This is a genomic window from Pseudomonas sp. p50(2008) (assembly GCF_015351605.1).
GTDB lineage: Bacteria > Pseudomonadota > Gammaproteobacteria > Pseudomonadales > Pseudomonadaceae > Aquipseudomonas.
The window spans coordinates 384,260-408,105 of sequence record NZ_JACMYF010000005.1 but is presented as its reverse complement, the minus strand read 5'-3'; the positions used below and the strand labels follow the sequence as shown (position 1 = coordinate 408,105).

19 protein-coding genes are annotated in these 23,846 nt (G+C 58.4%); 12 read left to right on the top strand and 7 right to left on the bottom strand.

Annotation, left to right across the window (positions count from 1 at the left end; translation table 11 throughout):
• The first annotated feature begins 104 nt into the window (after positions 1–104).
• A complete protein-coding gene (locus H7698_RS16520) occupies positions 105–4,928 on the top strand; it encodes a dermonecrotic toxin domain-containing protein (RefSeq protein ID WP_194692233.1) in 4,824 nt (1,607 codons plus the stop codon).
• A gap of 97 nt (positions 4,929–5,025) precedes the next feature.
• Positions 5,026–6,030, top strand: coding sequence for a FecR family protein (locus H7698_RS16515; RefSeq protein WP_194692126.1), 1,005 nt, complete (start codon positions 5,026–5,028; stop codon positions 6,028–6,030).
• Positions 6,031–6,102: 72 nt separating this feature from the next.
• On the opposite strand, the gene pvdQ is transcribed toward H7698_RS16515, so the two are convergent.
• The gene (pvdQ, locus tag H7698_RS16510) at positions 6,103–8,445 is read right to left on the bottom strand and encodes a bifunctional acylase PvdQ (protein ID WP_194692125.1); all 2,343 of its coding nucleotides are present in this window, start codon (positions 8,443–8,445) and stop codon (positions 6,103–6,105) included.
• 244 nt (positions 8,446–8,689) lie between these two features.
• Here pvdQ and H7698_RS16505 point away from each other — a divergent pair, with 244 nt between their 5' ends.
• Positions 8,690–9,061, top strand: coding sequence for a fe2+ zn2+ uptake regulation protein (locus H7698_RS16505; protein ID WP_194692124.1), 372 nt, complete (start codon positions 8,690–8,692; stop codon positions 9,059–9,061).
• 21 nt (positions 9,062–9,082) lie between these two features.
• Here H7698_RS16505 and H7698_RS16500 read toward each other — a convergent pair whose 3' ends face one another.
• Positions 9,083–9,271, bottom strand: coding sequence for a hypothetical protein (locus H7698_RS16500; protein WP_194692123.1), 189 nt, complete (start codon positions 9,269–9,271; stop codon positions 9,083–9,085).
• A 159-nt stretch (positions 9,272–9,430) separates the two neighbouring features.
• Here H7698_RS16500 and H7698_RS31660 point away from each other — a divergent pair, with 159 nt between their 5' ends.
• A complete protein-coding gene (locus H7698_RS31660; protein WP_268932905.1) occupies positions 9,431–9,565 on the top strand; it encodes a hypothetical protein in 135 nt (44 codons plus the stop codon).
• A 4-nt stretch (positions 9,566–9,569) separates the two neighbouring features.
• On the opposite strand, the gene H7698_RS16495 is transcribed toward H7698_RS31660, so the two are convergent.
• Entirely contained in the window at positions 9,570–9,776 is a 207-nt protein-coding gene (locus H7698_RS16495) for a hypothetical protein (RefSeq protein ID WP_194692122.1), read from the bottom strand.
• Between H7698_RS16495 and H7698_RS16490 the strand changes: the two genes are divergently transcribed.
• The 4 genes from H7698_RS16490 (at position 9,775) to H7698_RS16475 (ending at position 12,733) form a co-directional block, all read left to right on the top strand.
• Positions 9,775–10,221: a DUF411 domain-containing protein gene (locus H7698_RS16490; RefSeq protein ID WP_194692121.1), complete on the top strand. Its 447-nt coding sequence runs from the start codon at positions 9,775–9,777 to the stop codon at positions 10,219–10,221. The two genes, H7698_RS16495 and H7698_RS16490, sit on opposite strands and share 2 nt — an antisense overlap.
• Positions 10,221–10,655, top strand: coding sequence for a YqaA family protein (locus H7698_RS16485; RefSeq protein ID WP_194692120.1), 435 nt, complete (start codon positions 10,221–10,223; stop codon positions 10,653–10,655). The genes H7698_RS16490 and H7698_RS16485 overlap by 1 nt, the downstream gene beginning before the upstream one ends.
• 85 nt (positions 10,656–10,740) lie before the next feature.
• Positions 10,741–11,766 carry an alpha/beta fold hydrolase gene (locus tag H7698_RS16480; protein WP_194692119.1) on the top strand — a complete coding sequence of 342 codons (1,026 nt, stop codon included), beginning with the start codon at positions 10,741–10,743 and terminating at the stop codon, positions 11,764–11,766.
• A gap of 13 nt (positions 11,767–11,779) precedes the next feature.
• The gene (locus tag H7698_RS16475; protein ID WP_194692118.1) at positions 11,780–12,733 is read left to right on the top strand and encodes a D-2-hydroxyacid dehydrogenase family protein; all 954 of its coding nucleotides are present in this window, start codon (positions 11,780–11,782) and stop codon (positions 12,731–12,733) included.
• A 60-nt stretch (positions 12,734–12,793) separates the two neighbouring features.
• Here the strand turns inward: H7698_RS16475 and H7698_RS16470 are convergent, their stop codons facing one another.
• Positions 12,794–13,567 carry a class I SAM-dependent methyltransferase gene (locus H7698_RS16470; protein ID WP_194692117.1) on the bottom strand — a complete coding sequence of 258 codons (774 nt, stop codon included), beginning with the start codon at positions 13,565–13,567 and terminating at the stop codon, positions 12,794–12,796.
• A gap of 139 nt (positions 13,568–13,706) precedes the next feature.
• Here H7698_RS16470 and H7698_RS16465 point away from each other — a divergent pair, with 139 nt between their 5' ends.
• Positions 13,707–14,237 carry a tetratricopeptide repeat protein gene (locus H7698_RS16465; RefSeq protein WP_194692116.1) on the top strand — a complete coding sequence of 177 codons (531 nt, stop codon included), beginning with the start codon at positions 13,707–13,709 and terminating at the stop codon, positions 14,235–14,237.
• A gap of 108 nt (positions 14,238–14,345) precedes the next feature.
• On the opposite strand, the gene H7698_RS16460 is transcribed toward H7698_RS16465, so the two are convergent.
• Both H7698_RS16460 and H7698_RS16455 read right to left on the bottom strand, forming a co-directional pair.
• Complete coding sequence (locus H7698_RS16460) at positions 14,346–15,647, bottom strand: ATP-binding protein (RefSeq protein WP_194692115.1); 1,302 nt, start codon at positions 15,645–15,647, stop codon at positions 14,346–14,348.
• 4 nt (positions 15,648–15,651) lie between these two features.
• On the bottom strand, positions 15,652–16,353 hold the full coding sequence (locus H7698_RS16455) for a response regulator transcription factor (protein ID WP_162436455.1): 702 nt from the start codon (positions 16,351–16,353) through the stop codon (positions 15,652–15,654).
• 294 nt (positions 16,354–16,647) lie between these two features.
• Here H7698_RS16455 and H7698_RS16450 point away from each other — a divergent pair, with 294 nt between their 5' ends.
• From H7698_RS16450 to H7698_RS16440, 3 genes are all read left to right on the top strand, one after another.
• The gene (locus H7698_RS16450) at positions 16,648–17,805 is read left to right on the top strand and encodes an efflux RND transporter periplasmic adaptor subunit (protein WP_194692114.1); all 1,158 of its coding nucleotides are present in this window, start codon (positions 16,648–16,650) and stop codon (positions 17,803–17,805) included.
• Between the two features lie 15 nt (positions 17,806–17,820).
• Positions 17,821–20,919 carry an efflux RND transporter permease subunit gene (locus H7698_RS16445; protein WP_194692113.1) on the top strand — a complete coding sequence of 1,033 codons (3,099 nt, stop codon included), beginning with the start codon at positions 17,821–17,823 and terminating at the stop codon, positions 20,917–20,919.
• Positions 20,920–21,046: 127 nt separating this feature from the next.
• Positions 21,047–21,688: a DUF1345 domain-containing protein gene (locus H7698_RS16440; RefSeq protein WP_194692112.1), complete on the top strand. Its 642-nt coding sequence runs from the start codon at positions 21,047–21,049 to the stop codon at positions 21,686–21,688.
• Positions 21,689–21,709: 21 nt separating this feature from the next.
• On the opposite strand, the gene H7698_RS16435 is transcribed toward H7698_RS16440, so the two are convergent.
• A complete protein-coding gene (locus H7698_RS16435; protein ID WP_194692111.1) occupies positions 21,710–23,632 on the bottom strand; it encodes a fibronectin type III domain-containing protein in 1,923 nt (640 codons plus the stop codon).
• Between the last annotated feature and the right edge of the window lie 214 nt (positions 23,633–23,846).

Here is a 23,846-nt window from a genome sequence, read left to right as displayed (position 1 = left end):
GCCAGCAATATCTACCGCACTCAACATCGCCCCCTGCCCTACGTTTTTCCCTCGACCCAATGACCTGCGATGACTCAGCACTCGCAGCACTTCGAGGAGACACAATGACGACATTAGCACTGCCGTATTTTTTCAAGGAGGCAGAAGTTGCCTCCACTGCCAAGCAAACGGGCGCTCGAGAAAAAGCCCTGAGCTTCTCCCTTGACGATCTCAAATGGCTTTCCACGGTTTACCTCGCGACCCATACCACGCGCAAAAACCATACCTCGCCGATGCTCGTTCATCGCTTGCTTCTGACGCAAAACGGTGAAAAGGGCACGCCGTTGGCCGGGGCCTTCGCCATGAGTCGGCCAGACGACGGTGAAGTCGTGCTCTATACCCCGTGGCAAGGCTTGATCAAGTTCAAGAAGATGGACGAAGTCAAAAGCAAACTGCTGGAGTGGCTGGGGCAGGAAACCGGCAGGCAGGAGCTGATGCGTTTTCTCTCCATTGAGCAACGCAGCAGACTACCCGCCACGATTACGCCTGGTATTACCACGCAAGAAATAGAGGGTTCGGTGTTTCAGGATCAAGAGACTGTCCTCGAACGCAACCAGGCGCAGAACCTGACGACCTTGATGGGCGAACTGCTCAAAATGCCCACCTTGCAGTCGATGCTGGATGAAGCTCTCAAGGCCAGCCACATTTTGCTCAAGTCATTTCCAACCCTGGATCAACGCCTGACCCGTCTACAAACCTACGTTCGTAACCGCTCTGCCGTGGCTGAAAAAGACAAGTTACGGGAAACATCGTCACTGTCCCTCAGCCAGGCACTCTTGCATTACCACCTCAAGGGTTGGCCAGCAGGCGACGTTCGAGTGTTCTCCAACCCCGAACACAGCTTCAGTACCTCTGGCGATAACCAGGCATGGGAGATCGCGGTAGAAGAGATCGCCAACAGCTTGACGTCGCAACTCGACAACCTGCTTGAAACGTACTGGAACACCACAACAAGCCATGGGCTATCGCGCTTGGCCCTATTTGCCGAGTGTTTGCGCGACACCTTTTACACGCGTCTTCTACTCAAGCGACAACATGGTGATTTATCGACACAGGAGTATCAGGCACTCACGGGCGCCAGCCATATGAGTGCCGAGTCCACCTTTCTCGCAAAAACTGTACGCGTTACAACACCGGCCAATAGCTACACAGACCTGGCGTCGACCCTGATACTGGGTAGCAGCAGTTCTCGCGGATTCATCTACACGCAGCACAAGGGCATCGAACCCACAAAGGACGTGTCCACTGTGACGAACACCCTGTTGGAACGCTTGAAAAGCGAGATGCATGAAGACGCGCTGCTCAATTTAATGTCGTTCGCCGAACGCGGTCGTTTTATCGCAATGGCGCCGGGTGATCGAGACATTGTCGGGCAACCGATCACCGGTTCGGTGTTTGAACAGTTGATGAGCGACATCCTCGGCAAACAACGGGATAACGTGTCCCACGCATTGGGTCTCTACCGTGACAGCGAAGGCACTCTGGACCCGTATGTCTTACTCGATCAGGCGCTGGATGTCCGAGGGTTAATCGATAACGGACTGCTGGCAGTGGACGCTGAAGATCACGCCAGTCAACACATGAATTCACGCTGGTACGCCCAACCAGCGACCGTGGGTGGCGAGTCCGCCAAAGCGCAATTGAAAAAAATCGCCCTTGCCAGGAAAACGCTTGATCAACACCTCGACGCACACCCGGTTATCGCGTCAACCATCCGCACGGTTGCCGAAGCAGAGGCCGCCGTGGCGACGTCAATTGCAACACTCAAATCGAGCTTCACCCAAACGCTGTCGACCGCATTACGCAGTGAACTGGACCTGCGCACCGTCACGCGTACTCTGGGTGCCGCTGAGCAGGCGATCATTAAAGCGGTGCTTGATAAACCGGTGCGCTCGCAGCGCGCCAAACTGAACGGCTTTGTGCCCGACGTATTTTCCCTGGCGTTGAACGTCGGCGACGCCACGGTCCCGTTGAAACTGGCCAGTTGTTTTGCACTGACGGAAAAGGGAGGCCTTGATCCGGCAAAGTCGGGCAAAACCGTACTCTGGACGCCGGCGTCCGGATTTGAAGCATTCACTGGTTTGACACCGTTACTGAAAGCGCTCGAAAAACGCCTCGCGGACAAGGTTCTTCACAGCACGCTCCTGGAAAACCTGGGGGCGAGTGAACGACTGCCTGGCAAGACCTGCACCTTGGCGCCGATGCAATTGATCGATACGCACTTTCTTGAGCACGTACAACAATCATTTGTACATCTGGACACCACGCGCGTCGCTGACGCACTGGCTTCACCGCTTCCCTCTGCAGCACTCGCCGAGCTTATGGCGCGAGTGGCACTGCGCGCACCGCAGACGGGATTGCAGCGCGTAACGCAAATGGCCGAGGGCTTGAACACACGGCAGAAGCTGCCGGCGTGGCTGGCCAAAGCAAGCATTGCGGATCAAAAGCTGCATTGCGAACTGCTTCAGCAATACCTCAACAATGTCACTGACGACCAGGACTACCTATCCGGTATCAGCTCGCTGCAACACACCGCACGGCAACACCTGCAAAAACAACTCAAGGCGGACACTTACGACTTCGATCCGGACGATATAGAGATCCGAATCAACGACGCCAAGACGGCCCAGGTCATGAGGCAAACCCTGACCGAGTTCGCATTGATCCACTTCACCGACCTGGACAAAACCCGATTCAAACTGGTGTCGCTGACCTCAACTGCAGTCCCCGCGGGTATGAACGAGCAGTACATAAAAAATCTGATAAAAAACCTGAAACTTGGCGAGCATCAGCAAAAAACAGTGAAGGACGCCTTTGCGCAAACCCAGGCAGATTCGGCGGATCGCCGCAAGCGGTTTTACACGCAAGTGCCTTGGCAGTTGATGCACTACGCACATGAACAAAAACTGCAAGGAAAACTCAGTCAAACCGGATTCGAGCTGATCCAGCAGATCGCCGACCTGCCAGATGCTATCGCCCGTGCAGCAGTCGTGGGCGCCCATGCAATCATCCGCCCACTTGAACTTGTCGGTGTTGAAAACACCCCGGCGATGACCGTGCCGGGTGTCTATCTGATCGGATCTTCAAGTGATAAAGCAGCAACTCAAATACTCATCGCGCCTCACAGCAGCGGGCACGGCATAAAAGAATATCAAAACGAGGCACAGCTGCTGACCGAACTGAAATCGGGCGGTGGGCTGATCGATTGGGTATTGATGAACCTGCCACAGACTGATCGAGCGCTGCTCGAAAAAGAAATAGGCAGCACCGGCAAGCGCCTTGCCGACGTCACCCTGGCTTTCAACCCGATCAAGGGTCATTTGTTTAAACGGCTATTTAACGACACGGCTGATGCGTTGACCCGTTTGCTCGGTTTCCAGGCAGATGACAAAAAGCAAAGTGCGTGGGCAACCATCAAGCACGTGCTGGGCGAAGGCCTGCATGCCGCGTTCAACTTCTTTGCGGGAAAACTGGCCTACCCGCTCACCGTGTGGCGCAGCTATCAGCGCATCAAGCAATCCGCCGAGGATCTGCAGTTGCATAGATGGGGACCGGCATTAAAAGAGTTCATCAATGGCATGGCTCAGCTCGCCACGTTACGCGACTCACAGGATGTTCAATCGACACCGTCTTCGGCGCCCGTCGTGGCGGCATCAACACCTTCGACGACGCCGTTCAAGTGGCAAGACATCAATATCACCGCGCCCGAACGCACGCACCTGAGCATCCATGAAAGCATCGACATCGACTTGGGTTCGCTGACGCACGACGTCAAGCTTGGGCTTTATGAGCATCCTTCAACTAAAAAAAACTACTGCCCTGCGCAAGGGAAAGTGTATCCCGTCACAAAACATGGCACGCGCTGGAGAATCGGCGGCGATAAAAAACGGGGACCTTATGTAAACCGGAACGTGTCCGGTCAATGGACAGTGGACAGGAAAACAACGCATCCTCGCTTCAGTATCTTCGATCGGTTAAGGACCACGTTTACTGTATGGGACGGGATGAATGTCGACGCTACCGGAATGTCCGAGATCCGGATGCTGTTTCCTGAAAAAGCACGTCAGATCACCGAAGCGCTGGACCTGGCCACGACCTACGCTTGGAACAGTTTTCGTAATCTGCAAATGCTGAAAGATTCTGGCGATACCGTCACCCCGGTGCATCAGCTCATCAAGGATTTCATAGGTGTCACCACCGTTCTGCCCGAGCACGTCGAGCTGCTTGAACAAGCGGTAAGTAATGTATTTGCAACCCTGTTGGAACCCTCACTCACGAAGGAAACTTCCAGCCGATTTGTGGTTGGCAGGGCCGTTTCGGGCGAAACAAATACTTTTGCATTTACTGTCCCGTCTGACATCAAGCGGAAAATTTACCTGGTGAACAGATTCTTCAAGCCGGCGTACGACGTTTACCAGCCCTACCTGAGTAACCCCGATTTCCCGATCAACACCCATGCCCGGGCGGCGACGCTTGTGCATGAGGTTGCGCACATTGCGCTGGACGCGGAGGACATCACTTACCTCGATTCCGGTAGACCTTTTGTCGACCTTATTGACACATCCAGCCCAACGGCCCGCGGGCTGAAAGAAGAATTAAGCAAACTTCAAGAAACCGCGCTCTCGGTCAAGACGCCTTACACTGACCTGTTCACGCTTTACGATCCCGCTACCGGAGACCGCGATGACCTGGGTAACACGTTTGAAGAAGACACGGGTGATGTAAAAAAGCTGGTACTGACCTTGACCAAGACAGTAAACCTGAGCGGCGCCCGTACGCAATTCAAGAAAAATGCACTGATCAGGCTGAAGGTACTGCTTGCCAACGCAGACAGCGTTGCCTGGCTAATCACCCGATTGGGGCGCCAATTGCACGTCAGCACCCCTTGAATCATTAAAATCTTGCGAGTTTGATGGGTAATTGCCATGACGGTTGTTCTCGACGAGTGAGCTCAAAGGTTAGAATGGCGCAAATCAGGATGAGTCAATGACCGACAGCCCCCTCTCCCAAGCCGAATACGACGCCATTACCGATGCCGCTGCGCATTGGTGCATGCGCTTGCACGCCAACGACTGTACGGCGCAAGAGCGTATCGCATTCGAACAATGGCGTGATGCGCATCCACTTCATGCGTTCGAGTACGAAGCGATGCTGGAGATCTGGGACGTTGCGGGGGATTTGCCTCGTCCGCCGACCATTGCCGCGCCGGTGGTGCACATCAAACCCGCGACACCTTGGCGTACCTTCGGCATCGCTGCCGCCGTGTGCGCGGTGGCGCTGCCATTGGCAGCCGTCAGCGGCTGGAACATGGGGTGGCTGCCGAACGCTTACCAACACATTGAAGCAAGCGATACGGTCCGTCATGTCACCCTTGGCGATGGCAGCCAGGTGGAATTGAACCTGGGCAGCGAGCTGACGTTCAGCAACTACAAGGACCAGCGCCGGGTGACCCTGAAAAAAGGCGAAGCATTCTTCAGGGTCAGCCACGACACCACGCACCCTTTTATAGTGAAAGCGGCGCAAGGCAAGATTCGAGTGACGGGCACCCAATTCAACGTCTGGATGTATGAAGATCAGGTGCGTGTGAACCTGATTGAAGGGTCGGTGCTGGTCAGCAGCAACGATGACCTTCCAGGCGATGGTCTACGTCTCGGGCCGGCCATGCAGGCGAGCTACGGACACGGCGATTACATTCCGCGCATCAGTCAGACCTATGACAATGACAACTCATTGGCCTGGCGCAGCGGCAAGCTGGTGCTGGATGATCTGACGCTGTCCGACGCCCTGCCCTTGATCAACCGCTACCTGGCCAAACCGCTGATTGTGGCTGATCACAGTACCGGTTCGATCCGCATCGGCGGCATCTACAACATCAAGGAACTCAACGGCCTGGTGGCGTCCTTGCCCAAGGTATTGCCGGTCTACGTGACGCGCAACAAGGACGGTAATCCGGTATTGAACGCCCTCCCGCAGCAAACCCCTAAAAGCTGAAAACTCGCGGCCTCGTTTCACTCGATCCTTTGTAGGAGCTGTCGAGCGAAGCGAGGCTGTGATCTTTTGATCTTACTGGTTTACGACCTTGCCAACCGCCTCATCCCGCTCACTGATCGTGCGCGCCTGATACTGCGCATCGGCCTTGATCTGCTGCTCGGTAAACGGCATCACGCTCAACTGTTTCTTCGAGAACGCCAGCGTCTGGTCCCGTGAATACTTCGAGGCCGGATCACTGGAGAGCGAAAAAGCCAACAAGCCTTGGGCACGCGGTCCGTTGTCGTCAAAGGTCACCACTTGCAGGTAACTCGTCCCGCTGACGACCTCCCGTTTTCCGTCGGTTCTGGGCACGCTCTGTATGGCGTTGTAAATACCCAAAGTGCCCGGTCCACCATGGATGGGCGTCTGCTGCCCCCCGCTGCTCACCACCTGAATGTCCCCCCAACGGCTGTCTTTGTTGAGGCCTTGTTTGTCGACGTTTTCAACAGAGGCCAACATCGCCTGCCGAACGGCCTTCACCACTTCAGGCTGCTCAATCGCCAGACCTCGGGGTGTGTGCTGAGGGTCTTGTGGATCGAACGCCACTCGCCATACATCAGGCATTTCCTGCAACGCTTCCATCACATTCTGGAAGTGAACAAAACCCAGGCCACTGTTCAGGTTCGCGTTGCCGTCCCAGGCCTTCAGGCTGGCGCACAACGGTGCGAGCGCCTTTGCGTCTGCGCCCAGATCAGCCGTGCAGAATTGCAACAAGTCCGGCATCACTTGCGCGGCCAGAAACACCTGATCGTCCATCACCATGCGTTGCAGGTCCGCTGCCGCAATAGGGCCAGCCTTGTGCAGTGCACCCAGGCGATCAAGCGCAAAGCGTGAGCGCAGCCCCAATGGCTGGCTGTCCTGGCTGATGAGTGGCGAAAAATCCGTCAGCGGTTGCGCCGGGTTAGCCATCCATGCCGAATCGTTGGAATGCTGCACGAAGTCCTTGCGCAGCAGCTGTGGCAACTGGTCGGACGCGTAGATACCTTGTTGCGCCGCCTGAGGATCGATGTCCCAGGCACATTCGCTCCTGGACCCGTCAAGCACAATCATCTGCAAGCCGGCGCGTGGATCGCTGCACCTGGCCAGCTTTTCTGCATTCACATTGGGCACGACCGACAGGTTCATATAGAGCGTCTGGCCCTTGTCGTCCGCCGCCAGGGTGTTGACCCACGGGATGCCCTGGATCTTGTGCACCGACGCTTGCAACGCCTCAAGGCTGTCCGCCCGGTTCATCTCATACCACTGTTGCAATACCCGGTCGTTTTCCAGGTTGGCGTCGCGCAGGCTATAGGCAAACTGAGTGTCCCAGTCGAGCTTGCCGGGCCACTGCACCATCGGGCCGAACTGCGAGCTGTAAACCACATGGGAGATCGGCTGGACCTGACCATCGGCTTGTTTCACGTTTACCGTCACGGTCTGTTTTGTCATCGGCAATGACTGGCCGTCGAGCAGGTAACGGGTCGGGTCCTTGGGGTCCAGTTGCAGGCGATACAGAGTGAAATGTTTGGATGAATCCACTGTGTGGGTCCAGGCCAGGTGCTGGTTGAAACCGATGTTGATCATCGGCAGACCAGGCAGCGCGGCGCCCATCACGTCGAGCTTGCCGGGAATGGTCAGGTGCATCTGATAGAAGCGCATCCCGCCGACCCAGGGAAAATGCGGGTTGGCCAGCAACATGCCGCGACCGTTGAAGGATCGTTCGCTGCCGACGGCGACGGCGTTGCTGCCTCGGTCCAGGGCGAAGCGCTGCAGGCGGGAGTCGGCTAGCTGGAATGATCCTGAATCGGCGGTGGCTGCGACGGCCTGGGGTGGCGTGGCGCCGGCCAGCGCTTCGGCGAATTGCCCGACGCCGCCTTCGACCAACAGACGTCGGGTCAGTTTGACCAGGTCCTGGGCAGTGATATCGCGCACCCACTCACCCTGGCACTGCGCGGGCAAGCCTTGCGCGCGGGTTTCTTTAAGGGAGCGATTGTAGCCCGCGACATAACCTTCAATGAGGTCGCGCACCGCCGGGGTTTGCGCCTGCCAGAAAGCGTCAACGGCCTGGGGGGTGTTCAGCCAGGTGAAAAACAGGTCGCTGACCTGATTTTCACGTTCCTCGACCGTGAACTGCTCAGGCCCGAAATAGCGCGAACGCTCGCCATTGACGGTGGTGATTTCGTTGGCCAGCAAACACAAATTGTCCTGCGCGTAGGCGTACCCGATACCGTAGCCAAGACCGCGTTCGTTATCGGCGCGAATGTGCGGCACACCAAACGTGGTTCGACGGATGTCTGCGCTGGTCTGCTCTGACTGGCTACGCGCGTTCGCTGCAAGGCTCAAACCCACCAAAACGGCGGCAAGGCTCAACCGGGTTAACTGCCTGGAAATAATCACGCTCGCTCCTGATCGAAGATGTCCGGTGCGATCCATTGTGGGAGCGCACTTCATCCCCCAAGAACGAAACAAATGACAAAAAATTTAGCGCATGAAACCCCGTACCAAAGGCATCTCACGACTTGTCGACGCGGCGTCGACAAAATTTCTACATTCGAGCCTTCATGATTTGCCAGGCTCATGCGTCTTATTGATTGAGAGCACCAATAATTTCCCGGATCAGGCTCTGAAAAGGAGTTTTTGCATGCACAACTCGCAACTGCCAACGGACGGTAGCACTGCGCCAATGAGTACCACCATTGGCTCCGGCGTTTTCGATCAACGTACCGATCGCCATGGCAACGAACGCATCAGGATGCTGCTCAAGAGCTTCGGCCTGCGCACCAGCCTGATTCGCCTGAAAGTCATCGACGCCTTACTCAACGCCGCCGAACACGACCGCACCCTGGGTGTGCGCGGGGTGCACAGCCAGCTGCTGGACCTGGACATCCCCCTGTCGTTTCTCAGCGTGCGCGAAGTGTTGAAACGCTTGTGCAGCGAAGGCGTGATCGAACTGAACAGCGACAAAAGCTACCGCCTGAACCCCCAGGCATTCGCCGCATTGCACGGCGAATAACCGGCTTTCAAGGTGCGTCGCTCAAGGCTTGACCTTGCGACGCATCACGCCGTTCACCACCACCACGATCACCGCCACGGCAATGGCGATGTACTGGGACATTTTTTCAGTGATAACGCCTGTGTTCTGCAAATAGGACAGGCCAAACATGATCGCCAGTACCACCAGCGAGATCAGAATCGAATATTTCAAACGTTGCGACTGTGTCATTGCGAGTTCCTGAAGCTGATGAAAATGTATCCGGTTTGTATCCGGTCGCATGCCAAGCCCTTACCGTATTCCGGGGATGGCACGCTGCAAACGGGGTCTCATGTTACAGCCGATGAAGAGTTTTAGCTTTATCACGGCGCTAACCATGAGGATTTTCACATGTTCCGTCGAATCACACGGCTGATTCCCCTGCTGGCCCTTTTAACCCTGAGCGGTTGCATCGTTTTCCCACACGGCGGCGGGCATCACGACCACTATGACCGGGGCGGCCCGGGTGACTATCAGCACCGTTAACCGTTCACTTCTTCTCACCCTGAGCACCCTTGCCGGTGCTCAGTGACCAACCTGACAACATTGTCATCTTCGCTTCATCTGCCTGACAGCCTTGATCTACGATCATCAGGTCGTTGAGCTTTGAATTAATTCGAAACACTCCTTGAATGCCTGGTCGCTGAAAATGGTCAGAATGCATTTTTTTGGCCGCAATTCGAAACGAGATGCCCATGCGAACCCACCTGCGACTGGCTGCCCTGAGCGCCCTGTTCATTTCCTCCCTGGCCCAGGCCGCCGACTTGATCCCGATTGAAGTTCATCGCGATGCCAACTGCGGCTGCTGCAAAAAGTGGATCAGCCATCTGGAAGCCAATGGTTTCAAGGTCGAGGATCACGTCGAAGCCGACATGAGCCAATTCAAGCAACAGCACGGTGTGCCCCCGCGCCTGGGGTCCTGCCACACCGGCCTGATCAACGGCAAATTCGTCGAAGGTCATGTTCCGGCCGATCAGGTTCTGGCCTTGAGCAAGCGCGATGACCTGCTGGGCGTTGCCGCCCCCGGTATGCCCATGGGTTCGCCCGGCATGGAAATGGACGGTATGAGCGATGCGTATCAGGTGATCGGTCTTAAAAAGGACGGTACGGATGTCGTGGTGGCGGACTATCCCGCCCAGTGATGTTCGGCGCTTACATCGGGCTGTTTTTCGCGGCATTCGGCGCGGCGACCCTGCTGCCCCTGCAATCGGAAGCGGTCCTGGTGGGGTTGTTGCTCAGCGGCAAGTATTGGCTATGGTCACTGCTGGCGGTTGCGACCCTGGGCAATGTCCTGGGCTCGTTGGTGAACTGGTGGCTGGGACGCAGCATTGAACGCTTTCGCGATCGGCGCTGGTTCCCGGTCAGCCCCCGTCATCTGGAAAAAGCCCGCATTCACTATCGACGTTACGGCCACTGGTCGCTGCTGCTCAGTTGGTTGCCTGTCATTGGCGATCCGCTCACCTTGGTGGCCGGTGTCATGCGCGAGCCCCTGGGTCGATTCCTGCTGATCGTGACCCTCGCCAAAGGCGCTCGTTACGGGGTGTTGGCCCTGGCGACCCTCGGCTGGATGGGTTGAACGATCTGGCGCGGTCATTGCCTGTGTTTAATGTCGCCCTAATCAAGCCGTTCCAGCATCGGCCGATTTCCACTGGAGTTTACTCATGCCTCTCACCCTCTCGCGCTGGCTGCCCGGCCTTCTGTTGACCGCTGCGTTGCCCTCCCTCGCCCACGCCGAAGGCCCGGAATACGGACCCGAGCTGCAAGGGTTCGAGTACCCCTACACGGTCAAGCATTTCGCCTTCGAGTCTCAAGGCCAATCCCTGCAAATGGGTTACATGGACGTTGCCGCTGAAGGCAAAACCAACGGCCGCACCGTGGTGCTGATGCACGGCAAAAACTTCTGCGGTGCCACGTGGGACACATCGATCAAGGCGCTCAGCGAAGCCGGGTATCGGGTCATCGCACCGGATCAAATCGGTTTTTGCACTTCCAGCAAGCCAGAGCATTATCAATACACGTTCCAGCAACTGGCGACCAACACGCAACAATTGCTCAAGGCCCTGGGCATCCAGAAAGCCACCTTGCTGGGCCACTCCACCGGCGGCATGCTCGCGACCCGCTACGCCCTGCAATATCCTGAGCAGGTTGAACAGCTGGCGATGGTCAATCCCATTGGCCTGGAAGACTGGAAAGCCCTCGGCGTCCCTTATCGCACTGTCGACCAGTGGAATGAGCGCGAGCTCAAAGTGACGGCGCAAGGCATCCGCGACTACGAGCGCACCACCTATTACGATGGCCGCTGGAAGCCTGAGTACGACCGCTGGGTAGACATGTACGCGGGACTGGCCAAAGGTCCGGGCAAAGTCCTGGTGGCTTGGAATTCGGCGCTGATCTACGACATGATCTTTACCCAGCCGGTGTATTACGAATTCAAGAACCTGAAGATGCCGACACTGTTGTTGATTGGCACCTCGGACACCACAGCGATTGGCAAGGACATTGCCCCGCCAGAGGTCAAAGCGAAAATCGGCCATTACGATGTGCTTGGCAAACAGGTCGCCAAACTCATTCCCCATTCCACACTGGTGGAATTCCCCGGCATGGGCCACGCACCGCAAATGGAAGAACCGGCAAAATTCCACCAGGCCCTGCTCGCCTGGCTGAACAAAACCAACCCCGTTCGTTGATGAGGTAACGCTGATGGCTGTGCAGATAGCGGTGATCGATGATTGGCAGGATGTCGCGAGCGGCGTAGTGGATTGGTCGGCGCTGGAGGGCATTGGCGAGGTGCACTTTGTCCATGACTACCCAGCCGACAATGACACCCTGGCCAAACACCTGGAAACGTTCCAGGTGATCTGTGTGATGCGCGAACGCACCCGCTTCGATGACGACCTGCTGCGCCGCTTGCCCAACCTCAAGCTGCTGGTGACAGGCGGCATGCGCAATGCCTCTCTGGACATCAAAGCCGCAGGCGCGCTGGGTATTCAGGTGTGCGGCACTGACAGCTACAAGCACGCGGCGCCGGAGCTGACCTGGGCGTTGATCATGGCCGCGACCCGCAACCTGGTGAACGAAGCCAACGCCCTGCGCCAAGGCAAATGGCAACAGGGTCTGGGCGGTGATCTGCACGGCAAAACCCTGGGCATTCTGGGGCTGGGGAGTATCGGTCAACGGGTCGCCCGCTTCGGTCAGGTGTTCGGCATGCGGGTCATTGCCTGGAGCGAAAACCTGACCGCTGAACGTGCGGCCGAGGCCGATGTCACTTACGTCAGCAAACAGGAATTGTTCGAACAGGCTGACGTGTTATCGGTGCACCTGGTACTCAGCGATCGCAGCCGGGGCATCGTCGACGCTCAGGCACTGGACTGGATGAAACCGACCGCGCTGCTGGTCAACACGGCTCGTGGGCCGATTGTCGATGAGTCGGCGCTGATCAAGGCTCTGCAAAAAAACCGCATTGCCGGCGCGGCACTGGACGTCTTCGAACAGGAGCCCCTGCCCGCTCATCATCCGTTCAGGACCCTGGATACTGTACTGGCGACGCCGCATGTCGGGTACGTCAGCCAGCAGAACTATCACCTGTTTTTCTCGCAGATGATCGAAGACATTCAAGCCTGGGCTGCCGGAGCGCCGATTCGGCTGCTGAGCTGAAACCGAGTCATCGTTCATCGTCGGAGCGCCGCCCGGAGCAGGCTCAGCTCCCACAACGATTCAACCACCTTTCACGGCCACGAAGGCTGCAGTCATATAGGGCACTGTCACGACATCCTTGTTACGCAATTCAGGCTCGGACGCGATAAGCGCCCGCAGCTGTTCATCAACCTTTGCCCGCTCCATCGCCGGCAGTGCAGCGATGAAACTGGTCGAGCGCACCCGATTGAGAATCACATCCTCCGGCGCCCCGGTGTGTCCATGGGCGAATTGCTGCTCCTGCAGCGGCCCGAATGCGTCATGGGGAAAGGCATCGCGCCAGGCGCCGGTGTAATACCGTGGCGTGTCACCCTCCAGCGCATTGACGATCGCATCCAGCTTCGGCACCCAGCCGATGCGGGTATCACGCAGGTTCCACACCAGGCCCAACTTGCCACCGGGCTTGAGCACCCGAGCGATTTCGTCCAGGGCGTCACGGCTGGCGAACCAGTGAAATGCCTGGGCGCACACCACAACATCCACCGAAGCATCAGGCAACGGCAGGTCCGTGGCCGTACCACTGACAGCCAGTGCTTGCGGATAGGCGGCTGACAATAGTTCCAGCATCTGCGCCACCGGTTCCACGGCAATCACTTGTGCCCCGGTCGCCACCAGCCGACCAGTGAACTTGCCAGTTCCGGCCCCCAGGTCTATGACAGTGGTGTGCGCATTCAGACCGAGCGCCTCCGCCAGCCAAACAGTAAGTTGCGGTGGATAGTCCGGACGACCGCGTACGTACGTCTCGGCAGCGGTTTTGTAGCCAGCAGCGGCAGTATGGTGAACGTGATCTTTCATGGCAGCGCTCCAGAACGGCAACGAATGCTAACGAGCATAGCGTCTGGGGTTGAGCTTTCCTTACAGAGATCGCCTGAAAGTAATGAACAATTGTTCACGCTGCGGTGTTCTATAGCTATCACCCCTGAGGATTGGTCCTATGAATACTCGTCTTGCCTGGTGCTGCACCCCGCTGTTGCTGGCCGTCGCCCTGTGCAGTTCCTTTGTGTTTGCCAACGGCGACGAGGAAGAGCCGGCCAAGCCCAATTGCCCCAAAGGCCAGGTCTGGGACAGCAAGCAGCAAAAATGCCTGATGCAAAACAGCAGCCTGGTGCCGGACGCGGATCGCACCGATTACGCCTATCGCCTGGCCAGGGACGGACGCTACGAGGAAGCCCTGGCGTTGCTGGATACGCTCAAGGAGCCGAACACCGCCAAAGCGCTGAACTATCGCGGATACGCGACGCGCAAACTCGGTCGCACCGACGAAGGCATCGGGTACTACCTGCGATCGGTCAAGCTCGACCCCCGGTACGCGCAAGTGCGCGAATACCTTGGCGAAGCGTATGTGATCAAAGGTCGGCTGGATCTGGCGCAGGAGCAGTTGCAGGAAATCAGATTGATTTGCGGCAATACGTGCGAGGAGTACGAGGATCTGGCGGAGGCCATTAATGGCTCGTCGAAAACCTGATCGCTGAATGCACAGTATCTTGTCGAGTGACGAACTGTGACGAGCGAGCTTGCTCGCCACCGTGTGTGTAGCGTCTGGAGAAGGGTTTGTGGTGCTCCTGAAGAACGATCAGCCAGGCGTTGGCAGCCATAGCCTGAATCGCGCGCCACCGAGCGGTGATGCCTCGACCGTCAGCGTTCCACCCTGCGCCTCCAGCGCCCGCCGACTGATCGCCAGCCCCAGGCCAAAGCCGCCCGTGGCGCGGTCGCGGCTGCGGTCGAGGCGATAAAAGGGTTCGAAAATGCGCTCAACCTCGTCGTCGGGGATCCCGATTCCATCGTCATCGACCCAGATTTCACACCCCTGAGCCACGACCTGCACGCTGACCTGAATGCGCTTTTCACAATAGCGCATGGCGTTGCGCAGCAGGTTCTGCAGCGCCCGGGCGGTCAGGCGCGGGTCAAGGCTGAAGCGTTCGAGTTGCCCGTGAAGCCGCACGTCGATGACGATGTCCGGTGACTCCAGTTCTTCATCGACGCTGCCCAGCACGCTGTCGACGAATTCATCCAGCGAAACCTCGACCTGCTCCGGCAACCGCGCCGGGTTTTGCAGGCGGCTGTAGGACAGCAATTCCAGCACCAGTTCATCCAGCTCTCGAATGTGCGCGACCAGCCCTTGCAGGCGTTCACGGCTGGCGGCCGGCATCTCGTCGGACAGCGCCAGTGCCAGGCCGAAATCCAGGCGGGTCAGCGGGGTTCGCAATTCGTGGGAGACAGCGTTGAGCAAGTCGCGCTGTTGATTGAGCAAGCTCTCGATATCACCCGCCATCGTGTCGAACACATTCGCCAGGCTGCCGATGTTGGAACGGGGTGAAATCTTCGTACGCTCGCCCAACTGTCCTTTGCCGAAGCGCTCTGCGGTCCCCTTGAGACGCTCCAGATCGCGCCAGTGCCCACGCAGCCACAGCAACATGCAAGCGAGCATGGTCGCGCCGATCAGCACGTTGATGCTCCAGTACAACAGGTTGACGTCGAGCGGGTCCGGCGGCACCACCATTTGCACGGCCATGTGCTGGTTCAGCGGCGCCACGGCCAGCGTGCGCCATCCCCAGTCACCGATGCGCACGACGTTCTCGCCACGCTGCAAACGTTGCTGTTCGGCGGGGGTGAAATCGTCGGAATCACTGCGCGCCAGGACGATGTGCAGCGGCTGGAATTCCTTGTCCATCTCGTCGGCCAGGGCCGGCCATTGCGCCTCGGGTATCGCTTGAAATTGCTTGGCGATGAGCGTCTGCAGTCCTCGGGAGTAATCCAGGTTGTACGCCATGAAGCGTTCATGGAAGAGCTTGATCACCAGGTCGGGGACCAGGTAAATCGCCGCGCTGTACGAGACGATGGTTACCAGGTACAGACGAAACAGAAGTCTGAACATGGCGTCAGCATTCCCACTCGGAGCGGCTGAACAGATAACCCTTGCCCCACACGGTCTTGATTTTGCGCGCCTCGCCCGCGTTGTCGTCGAACTTGCGCCGCAGCTTGGAAATCGCCACGTCCACCGAGCGGTCAGTGCCGTTGAATTCGATACCGCGCAAGCGTTGCAGAATCTGGTCGCGGCTCAGTACTTCGCCGGCATGCCGGGCCAGCACCACCAGCAGGTTGTACTCGCCGCTGGAGAGCTCGAGTAACTGATCGCGCCAGGTCACAGTGCGCTCGGACAGGTCAATGCACAGGTTGCCTATGAGGATACGGTCATTGGCGGTCTGCGGTTCGCTGAGGCTGCTGCGGCGCAGCAAGGTTCGCACCCGCGCCAGCAACACCCGCGGTTCGCAGGGCTTGGTGACGTAATCGTCGGCGCCCATCTCCAGGCCCAGCACCTGATCGTGGCTGTCGTCGCGGGCGGTGAGCATCAGAATCGGCAGCGTGGCCGAATCAGCGCGCAGCAGACGGCAGACTTGCAGACCGTCGAGGCCCGGCAGCATCAGGTCGAGGATGACCAGGTCCGGCGGATTGAGCCGCGCACGTTCGCGCACCTGGTCACCGCGGCTGATCACGCTCACGGAGTAGCTATTGCGTTCCAGGTAGCTGGCAATCAGTTCGGCGAGCGCGGTGTCGTCTTCGACCAGGAGGATGTTGGGCATGGGTGTTTCCAGAAAGTACGGTGGCGCCAGTTATGCCGCTATCGCGGGCAAGCCCGCTCCCACAGGGATCGGATGTGGACATGGATTGGGTGAACATCCCCGGTCACTGTGGGAGCGGGCTTGCCCGCGATGGCGGCCCTACAGTCGCAAAAAAGTCTCAGGCTGCAAAGGATATACGCCCCCGCACACACCTGAGTAAAACCCTTACACAATTTCACACAGCACCTACAAAGCTTCACCGCTACCCTCGCCACCTGCCAGTAGCATGCTGGTGGTTATTTTTGGGGTAATTACATGTCGAAGAATCTGCTCGCCAGGCTCAGCCTGATTGCACTGGCCGTGATGCTCAGCGCCTGTGACAAGTCATCGGTCGCTGAAGAAGCGGCGCCGTTGGCCACCGTTCGCATCGAGACTATCGAAGCACGGCCGTTGTCGATCAGCAGTGAACTCAGCGGGCGGATCGTCGCGCCGCGCATCGCCGAAGTCCGCGCGCGCGTGGCCGGGGTCGTGCTGCAGCAGGTTTACCGTGAAGGCAGCGACGTGAAAAAAGGCGATGTACTGTTTCGCATCGACCCGGCGCCGTTCAAAGCCGACCTGGACAGCGCCGAGGCGTCCCTGCGCAAGGCTGAGGCCAACGCCTTCCAGGCACGCCTGCAAGAGCAGCGTTACGCCCAACTGATCGAAGGCAACGCCATCAGCGGCCAGGATTACGACAACGCCCGGGCCGCGAGCCGGCAAACAGCCGCCGAAGTCGCCGCCAACAAGGCCGCGGTCGAGCGGGCGAAGTTGAACCTCGGCTACGCCACCGTCACAGCGCCGATTTCCGGACGTATCGGACGGGCCCTGGTCACCGAAGGGGCCTTGGTCGGACAGAACGAAACCACCCCTCTGGCACTGATTCAACAGCTGAACCCGATCCACGCCGACCTGACCCAATCGACCCGGGAACTCAACGACCTTCGCCGTGCTTTCCGCTCCGGCCAGTTGCAGCAGGTCGGTCAAGGCCAGGCCAAAGCCACGCTGATCCAGGACGACGGCAGCCTGTATCCGTTGCCGGGCAAGCTCCTGTTCACCGACATCACCGTTGACCCAGGCACCGGCCAGATCATCCTGCGCAGCGAGTTTCCCAACCCGGACCTTGATTTGCTGCCGGGCAGCTTTGTTCGGGTGCGCCTGGAGCAAGCCGTCAATCAGCAAGGCATCAGCGTGCCGCAACGGGCGATTCAGCGAGACAGCGCGGGTATCGCTCAGGTGCTGTTGCTGGATTCGGAACTGCGGGTCGGTCAGCAACCCGTCGAACTGGGTGCGGTGCAGAACGATCGCTGGATCGTCACCGGCGGTCTGAAGGCCGGCGACCGCATCGTCATCGAGGGCCTGCAACACGCCCGTCCCGGTGAAAAAGTGCAGATCGATGACACCCCTCTTCCACTTGCCCAGGTTTCTGGCCAGTAAGCAGGACGCTTTTTTATGCCGCAGTTCTTTATCGACCGCCCGGTATTCGCCTGGGTGGTCGCCCTGTTTATCCTGCTGGCCGGTGCCTTGGCCATTCCGCAGTTGCCGGTCGCGCAGTACCCCGACGTTGCGCCGCCGCAGGTCGAGATCTATGCCGTGTACCCCGGCGCCTCCGCGCAAACCATTGATGAAAGCGTGGTCAGCCTGATTGAGGAAGAACTCAACGGTGCTGATCATCTGCTGTATTTCGAGTCCCAGAGCAGCCTGGGCAGCGCGACGATCAAGGCCACCTTCCAGCCGGGCACCAACCCTGAACTGGCCCAGGTCGATGTGCAAAACCGCCTGAAAGTGGTGGAGTCGCGCTTGCCCCAAGCGGTGAATCAGCAAGGTTTGCAGGTAGAGAAAGTCTCCTCTGGTTTCCTGCTGTTGATCACCCTCACCTCCAGCGATGGCAAGCTCGACGAAGTGGCGCTCAGTGACTACCTGGCGCGCAACGTGATGAACGAAATCAAGCGCCTGGACGGTGTCGGCAAGGCGCAACTGTACGGCGCCGAGCGGGCCATGCGAATCTGGATCGACCCGCAGAAACTGATCGGCTTCAACCTCACGCCCGCCGACGTCAACGCGGCCATCGTCGCGCAGAACGCTCAGGTTTCCGCCGGCAGCATTGGTGATTTGCCGACCCGCAGCACCCAGGAAATCACCGCGACCATTCTGGTCAAAGGTCAGCTGTCGACGCCGGAAGAATTCGCCGACATCGTGCTCAAGGCCAATCCCGACGGCTCTACGGTGCGCATCGCCGATGTGGCGCGTGTGGAAATCGGCAGTCAGGAATACCAGTTCGGCACTCGCCTGAACGGCAAGCCGTCGACCGCCGTCAGCGTGCAGCTTGCACCCAGCGCCAACGCCCTGAACACCGCGACGCTGGTGCGGGCGAAGATGGATGAACTTTCGCGCTACTTCCCGGCAGGCGTTGAATACAAGATTCCGTACGACACCTCGCCCTTCGTCAAAGTCTCGATCACCAAAGTGGTGTACACCCTCGGCGAGGCGATGCTGCTGGTGTTCGCTGTGATGTTCCTGTTCCTGCAGAACATTCGCTACACGCTGATTCCCACGCTGGTGGTGCCGGTCGCGTTGATGGGGACTTTCGCGACCATGCTGGCCCTCGGGTTTTCGATCAACGTGCTGACCATGTTCGGCATGGTGCTGGCCATTGGCATCCTGGTGGATGACGCGATTGTGGTGGTGGAAAACGTCGAACGAATCATGGTCACCGAGGGCCTCTCGCCCAAGGAGGCGACGCGCAAGGCGATGAAGCAGATCACCGGCGCGATCATTGGCATCACGCTGGTGCTGGTGGCGGTGTTCATACCCATGGCGTTCATGCAGGGCTCGGTTGGCGTGATTTACCGCCAGTTTTCCCTGTCGATGGCCACCTCGATCCTGTTCTCGGCGTTCCTTGCGCTGACCTTGACCCCGGCACTCTGCGCAACATTGCTCAAGCCGATCGCCAAAGGCGAGCATCATGCCAAGGGCGGTTTCTTTGGTTGGTTCAACCGCCGCTTCGAGCAACTGACCGAGCGCTATCAAGGCTGGGTTGCCTACGCGCTCAAGCGCAGCGGTCGATACCTGTTGATCTACGGCGTGCTGTTGATCGGTCTGGGAGTGATGTTCAGTCGCCTGCCCTCCTCGTTCCTGCCGGTTGAGGATCAGGGCTACACCATCACCGACGTGCAATTGCCGCCGGGGGCGAGCAAGAACCGTACGGTCGAGGTCGTCGAACAAATCGAGGCGCACAACGCCACCGAGCCAGGCGTTGGCGACAGCACGGTGATTCTGGGTTTCAGTTTTTCCGGCAGCGGACAGAACGCCGCGTTGGCGTTTACCACCCTCAAGGACTGGTCCGAACGTGGCAGTGACGACTCGGCGAGTTCCATTGCTGACCGGGCCAACATCGCCCTGAGCCAGATCAAGGATGCCGTTGCGTTCGCCGTCCTGCCGCCTCCGGTCGATGGTCTCGGGACCTCCAGCGGTTTTGAATTCCGTCTGCAGGACCGTGGCGGTCTCGGCCATGCCACGCTGATGCAGGCACGCACCGAGTTGCTGGCCGCTGCTGAGAAGAGCCCGGTCCTGATGAACGTGCGCGAAAGCGCTCTGGCCGAGGCGCCGCAGGTGCAACTGATCGTGGATCGCAAGCAGGCCAATGCCCTGGGCGTGTCGTTTGCCGACATTGGCAACGTGCTGTCCACCGCCGTCGGTTCGACCTACGTCAACGACTTCCCCAATCAGGGGCGGATGCAGCGGGTGGTGGTGCAAGCTGAAGGCGATCAACGCAGTCAGGTGGCTGATTTGCTGAAAATGCATGTGCGAAACAGTGCCGGGAAAATGGTGCCGCTGTCGGCGTTCGTCCAGGCCAAATGGACCCAGGGGCCGGCGCAATTGACACGCTACAACGGCTATCCGGCGATCAGTATTTCCGGCGAACCGAAACCCGGCCACAGCACCGGCGAAGCCATGGCGGAAATCGAACGCCTCGTGGCGCAAGGTCCCGCCGGATTGGGTCAGGAATGGACCGGTCTGTCGCTGCAGGAACGCCTGTCCGGCAGTCAGGCGCCGATTCTCCTCGGGCTGTCGCTGCTGATCGTGTTCCTGTGCCTGGCGGCGTTGTACGAGAGCTGGTCGATCCCGACGTCGGTACTGCTGGTCGTGCCGCTCGGCGTGCTGGGCGCGGTGCTGGCGGTGACGTTGCGCGGGATGCCTAACGACGTGTTCTTCAAGGTCGGGCTGATTACCATCATCGGCCTGTCGGCAAAGAACGCGATCCTGATCATCGAATTCGCCAAGAGTCTGTATGACGAAGGCCACGACCTGATCGATGCCACCCTGCAAGCGGCGCGCTTGCGTCTGCGACCGATTGTCATGACGTCACTGGCGTTCATCCTCGGCGTGGTGCCGCTGGCGATTGCCACCGGTGCCAGCTCGGCAAGCCAGCAAGCCATTGGCACCGGGGTCATCGGCGGGATGATCACAGCGACATTGGCGGTGCTGTTCGTGCCGGTGTTTTTTGTGGTGGTGATGAAGCTGGTGCGCAAACGCCATAAAGGTCATTGAGCAAACATAAATCAATTGTGGGAGCGAGCAGGCTCGCTCCCACAAAGGTTTGCACCATTTCAGGGTTATGGTCACACCGGACCACGCTGGGCTAAGGTGTCTGCACATCCTCGCCGATCGAGCCCACATGCCCCTCCTCGCCCGTACCCACCCTCGCCTGTCCGCCGCCACCACCCTCGGCATCGCCGTGGGTATCCTGGCACCGGCCGATTCCATCATCAGTAAAATCCTCTTCGGCTGGAACGCCGGTGTCTGGACGTATCTGGTGCTGATGCTCTGGCTTACCTCGCGGGCCAAGGCACCCGATGTAAAGCGCATTGCCGAGATCGAAGATGAAAATGCCGGGCTGGTGCTGTTCGTGGTGTGCATCGCCGCGATCGCGAGCCTGGCGACCATCACCTTCGAACTGGCCGGCAGCAAGGACCTGGACAGCACCCACAAGCTGATGCACTACGGCTTCACGGCGTTGACCGTCATCGGCTCCTGGCTGCTGATCGGGGTGATCTTCAGCGTGCACTACGCCCGTCTGTTTTACACCTGGGAGGGGAAGGAACAGGCATTGCGTTTTGCCGAAGGCCTCACGACACCCAACTACTGGGACTTCCTTTACTTCTCGTTCACCATCGGCGTGGCGGTGCAGACGTCCGATGTGGGTGTGGCTACACGGAATATGCGCAAGATCGTGCTGGCGCAATCGTTGATCGGGTTCCTGTTCAATACCGCGATATTGGGCTTTTCGATCAATATCGCGGCGGGGTTGTTTGGTTGAAATAACCTCGACCGCAAACGCTTACTTCGTGGTGAACTCCCCCATCAAAGGCAGAGACTGCCCGTTGGCAGTAATAGCCGTGATCGTTGCCTCGTAGCGGGTGCGTGGAAACAAGAGCGGTTTCAAAACCGTGTCGATGGACTCGTAATGGAGGGTGCCGCCGTTGGGTCCGGTCAAGATAACGCTATAACGGAAAACCTTGTCCAAGGTCTCTGGCGCATCCCATTCCAGGGTCGGGAGCAAATTCGTCTGGGTAAATCGAAAGTTGGTGGGAGCATCCGATGGCGGGCCTTTGATGAAGACAGTCAGGGCTGCCGGATCGGAGGCATTGCCGGAAAGGTCCATGGCACACACCTCAAACAAGTGTGTGCCGGGCAACAAGTCGACAGCGGTGTAATGCGTCAGCGCTGTGCTGTCGAAATATTCGTGGTTGCTGTAAATCACATACTCACACACACCGACGTCGTCCGTGGATTCATCCCATATCAGCTTGACCCAATCAGTTCCCACATCGACATTGCGCAGGTTTCCCGGCGCGCTGGGCGGGGTTACGTCCAGGGGCTCATAGACCAGCGTTGTCGGCTCGGACAACTGTCCGAAGATGTCGAACGTCGAGACGCTGATTGAGTATTCAGCATTAGGGATCAGATCGGGCAGGACGATGGTGTTGAATATAAGCACGTCTATGAAACGTTCTTCATTGATCAGGATTCTTACGCCAGAGCCGGCGACGCCTTCTTGGTGCTGCCACTCCAGTCGGGCCGACCTGGAGGTCAAGGCAGTGATACTCGCCTCAGGCGGTAACGGGCGGGGTGCAGGCGCTTGCCCGGCGGTTTGAAAAACCGTTCCTGGGCTAACCCCCGACAGGTTTCCTTCGTTGTCTCGGGCACGCACGTACACCCAGTGATAGGCGCCGCTGGTCAACCCAGTAAAGGTGAAGCGCGTGCCCAGAGTCGGAAAAACAAGCAACCCGTTCAGGACAACTTGATACCCGGACACGCCAACATCATCACTTGAGGGTTCCCAACTCAGCGTTGCACCTTTTTCCGTGATGTCGCTCACAACGGGAGCCCCGGGTCGAGTCGGGGGAACGTCATCAGCGATGGTTCTTTCGAGCAGCGTGACGTCGGAAGTATCCCCATCCTGCCGGGCATGAACCGCGAATTTCAGGTGGTGCGGAACCGGTCCCGGCGACACATCAGCCAGCCTGAAGTTGTAACCCCAGAAGCCTTGGGCAATAGTGAAAACCTGGCCATTGATCGAGACTTCATGGGTGGGGGCCTGTTTGAAAACCGGGTCCCATGCCAATCTGCAAATCCCGTTGCGCTGACTGAATCTCAGATTGGTGGGCGCACGCACTCTCGTTTTGAACGCAAGGATGCTCGGCTCGGATACACCCGCCCCATTAGCAGCCCGCACTTTAACGAGATAGTCGGTATGAGACTTCAGATGGGTGAGACGTGCGCTCGGGGAACTGACCACCTTGATCAGAAAACCATTCAGATAAACGCTGTAGCGGACATCTTCACCAAAATGAGGCGAAGGCGCCCAGCTCATGTTCACCGAGTCATGACTCAACTCACTCAGTACTGGTGTGCCCGGTTTGCCGGGTGGAACCATTTTCAAAAGACGAACAACACTGGGGCTCGAAACATTGTTCCCGGTGGCTTTTGCCGTGACGTAAATCAGGTAATCGGCATTGGCTTTCAAGCCGGTGATTTCACAGGGCGGCCGGCTTACGTTTTTCCCGGTGATGCCTTCCCCGAACACTTCATATCCAATTGCGTCCGGGCACAAATGGCACGTTGCATAGGGTTCGTCCCACGTCAGCAAAGCATTTGTCGCAGATTTTCGCCAGACTCTGACGTTGCCTGGAGCACAGATGCGTATGTCCGAGAACAGCTCCACTGGATCATCCGCATCCGCTGGAGTAGGTAGGTACATCACTTTGTGCTCCACCAAAAAGAGAAATCTCACATACCCTTCACTTCACCAGAATTTTGACGCAAACATAACTATCAGAACTGCTAGTGGCGCCTCTTTTTTTGCTACCGCTAGCCAGCTCTGCCTGTCGGCAATGAATGTCGATCGCACAAACCTTCTAGCTAACATCCTTGGCCCAGGCGTCAAATAGCTCGACCAACCACCCCACAGGTGC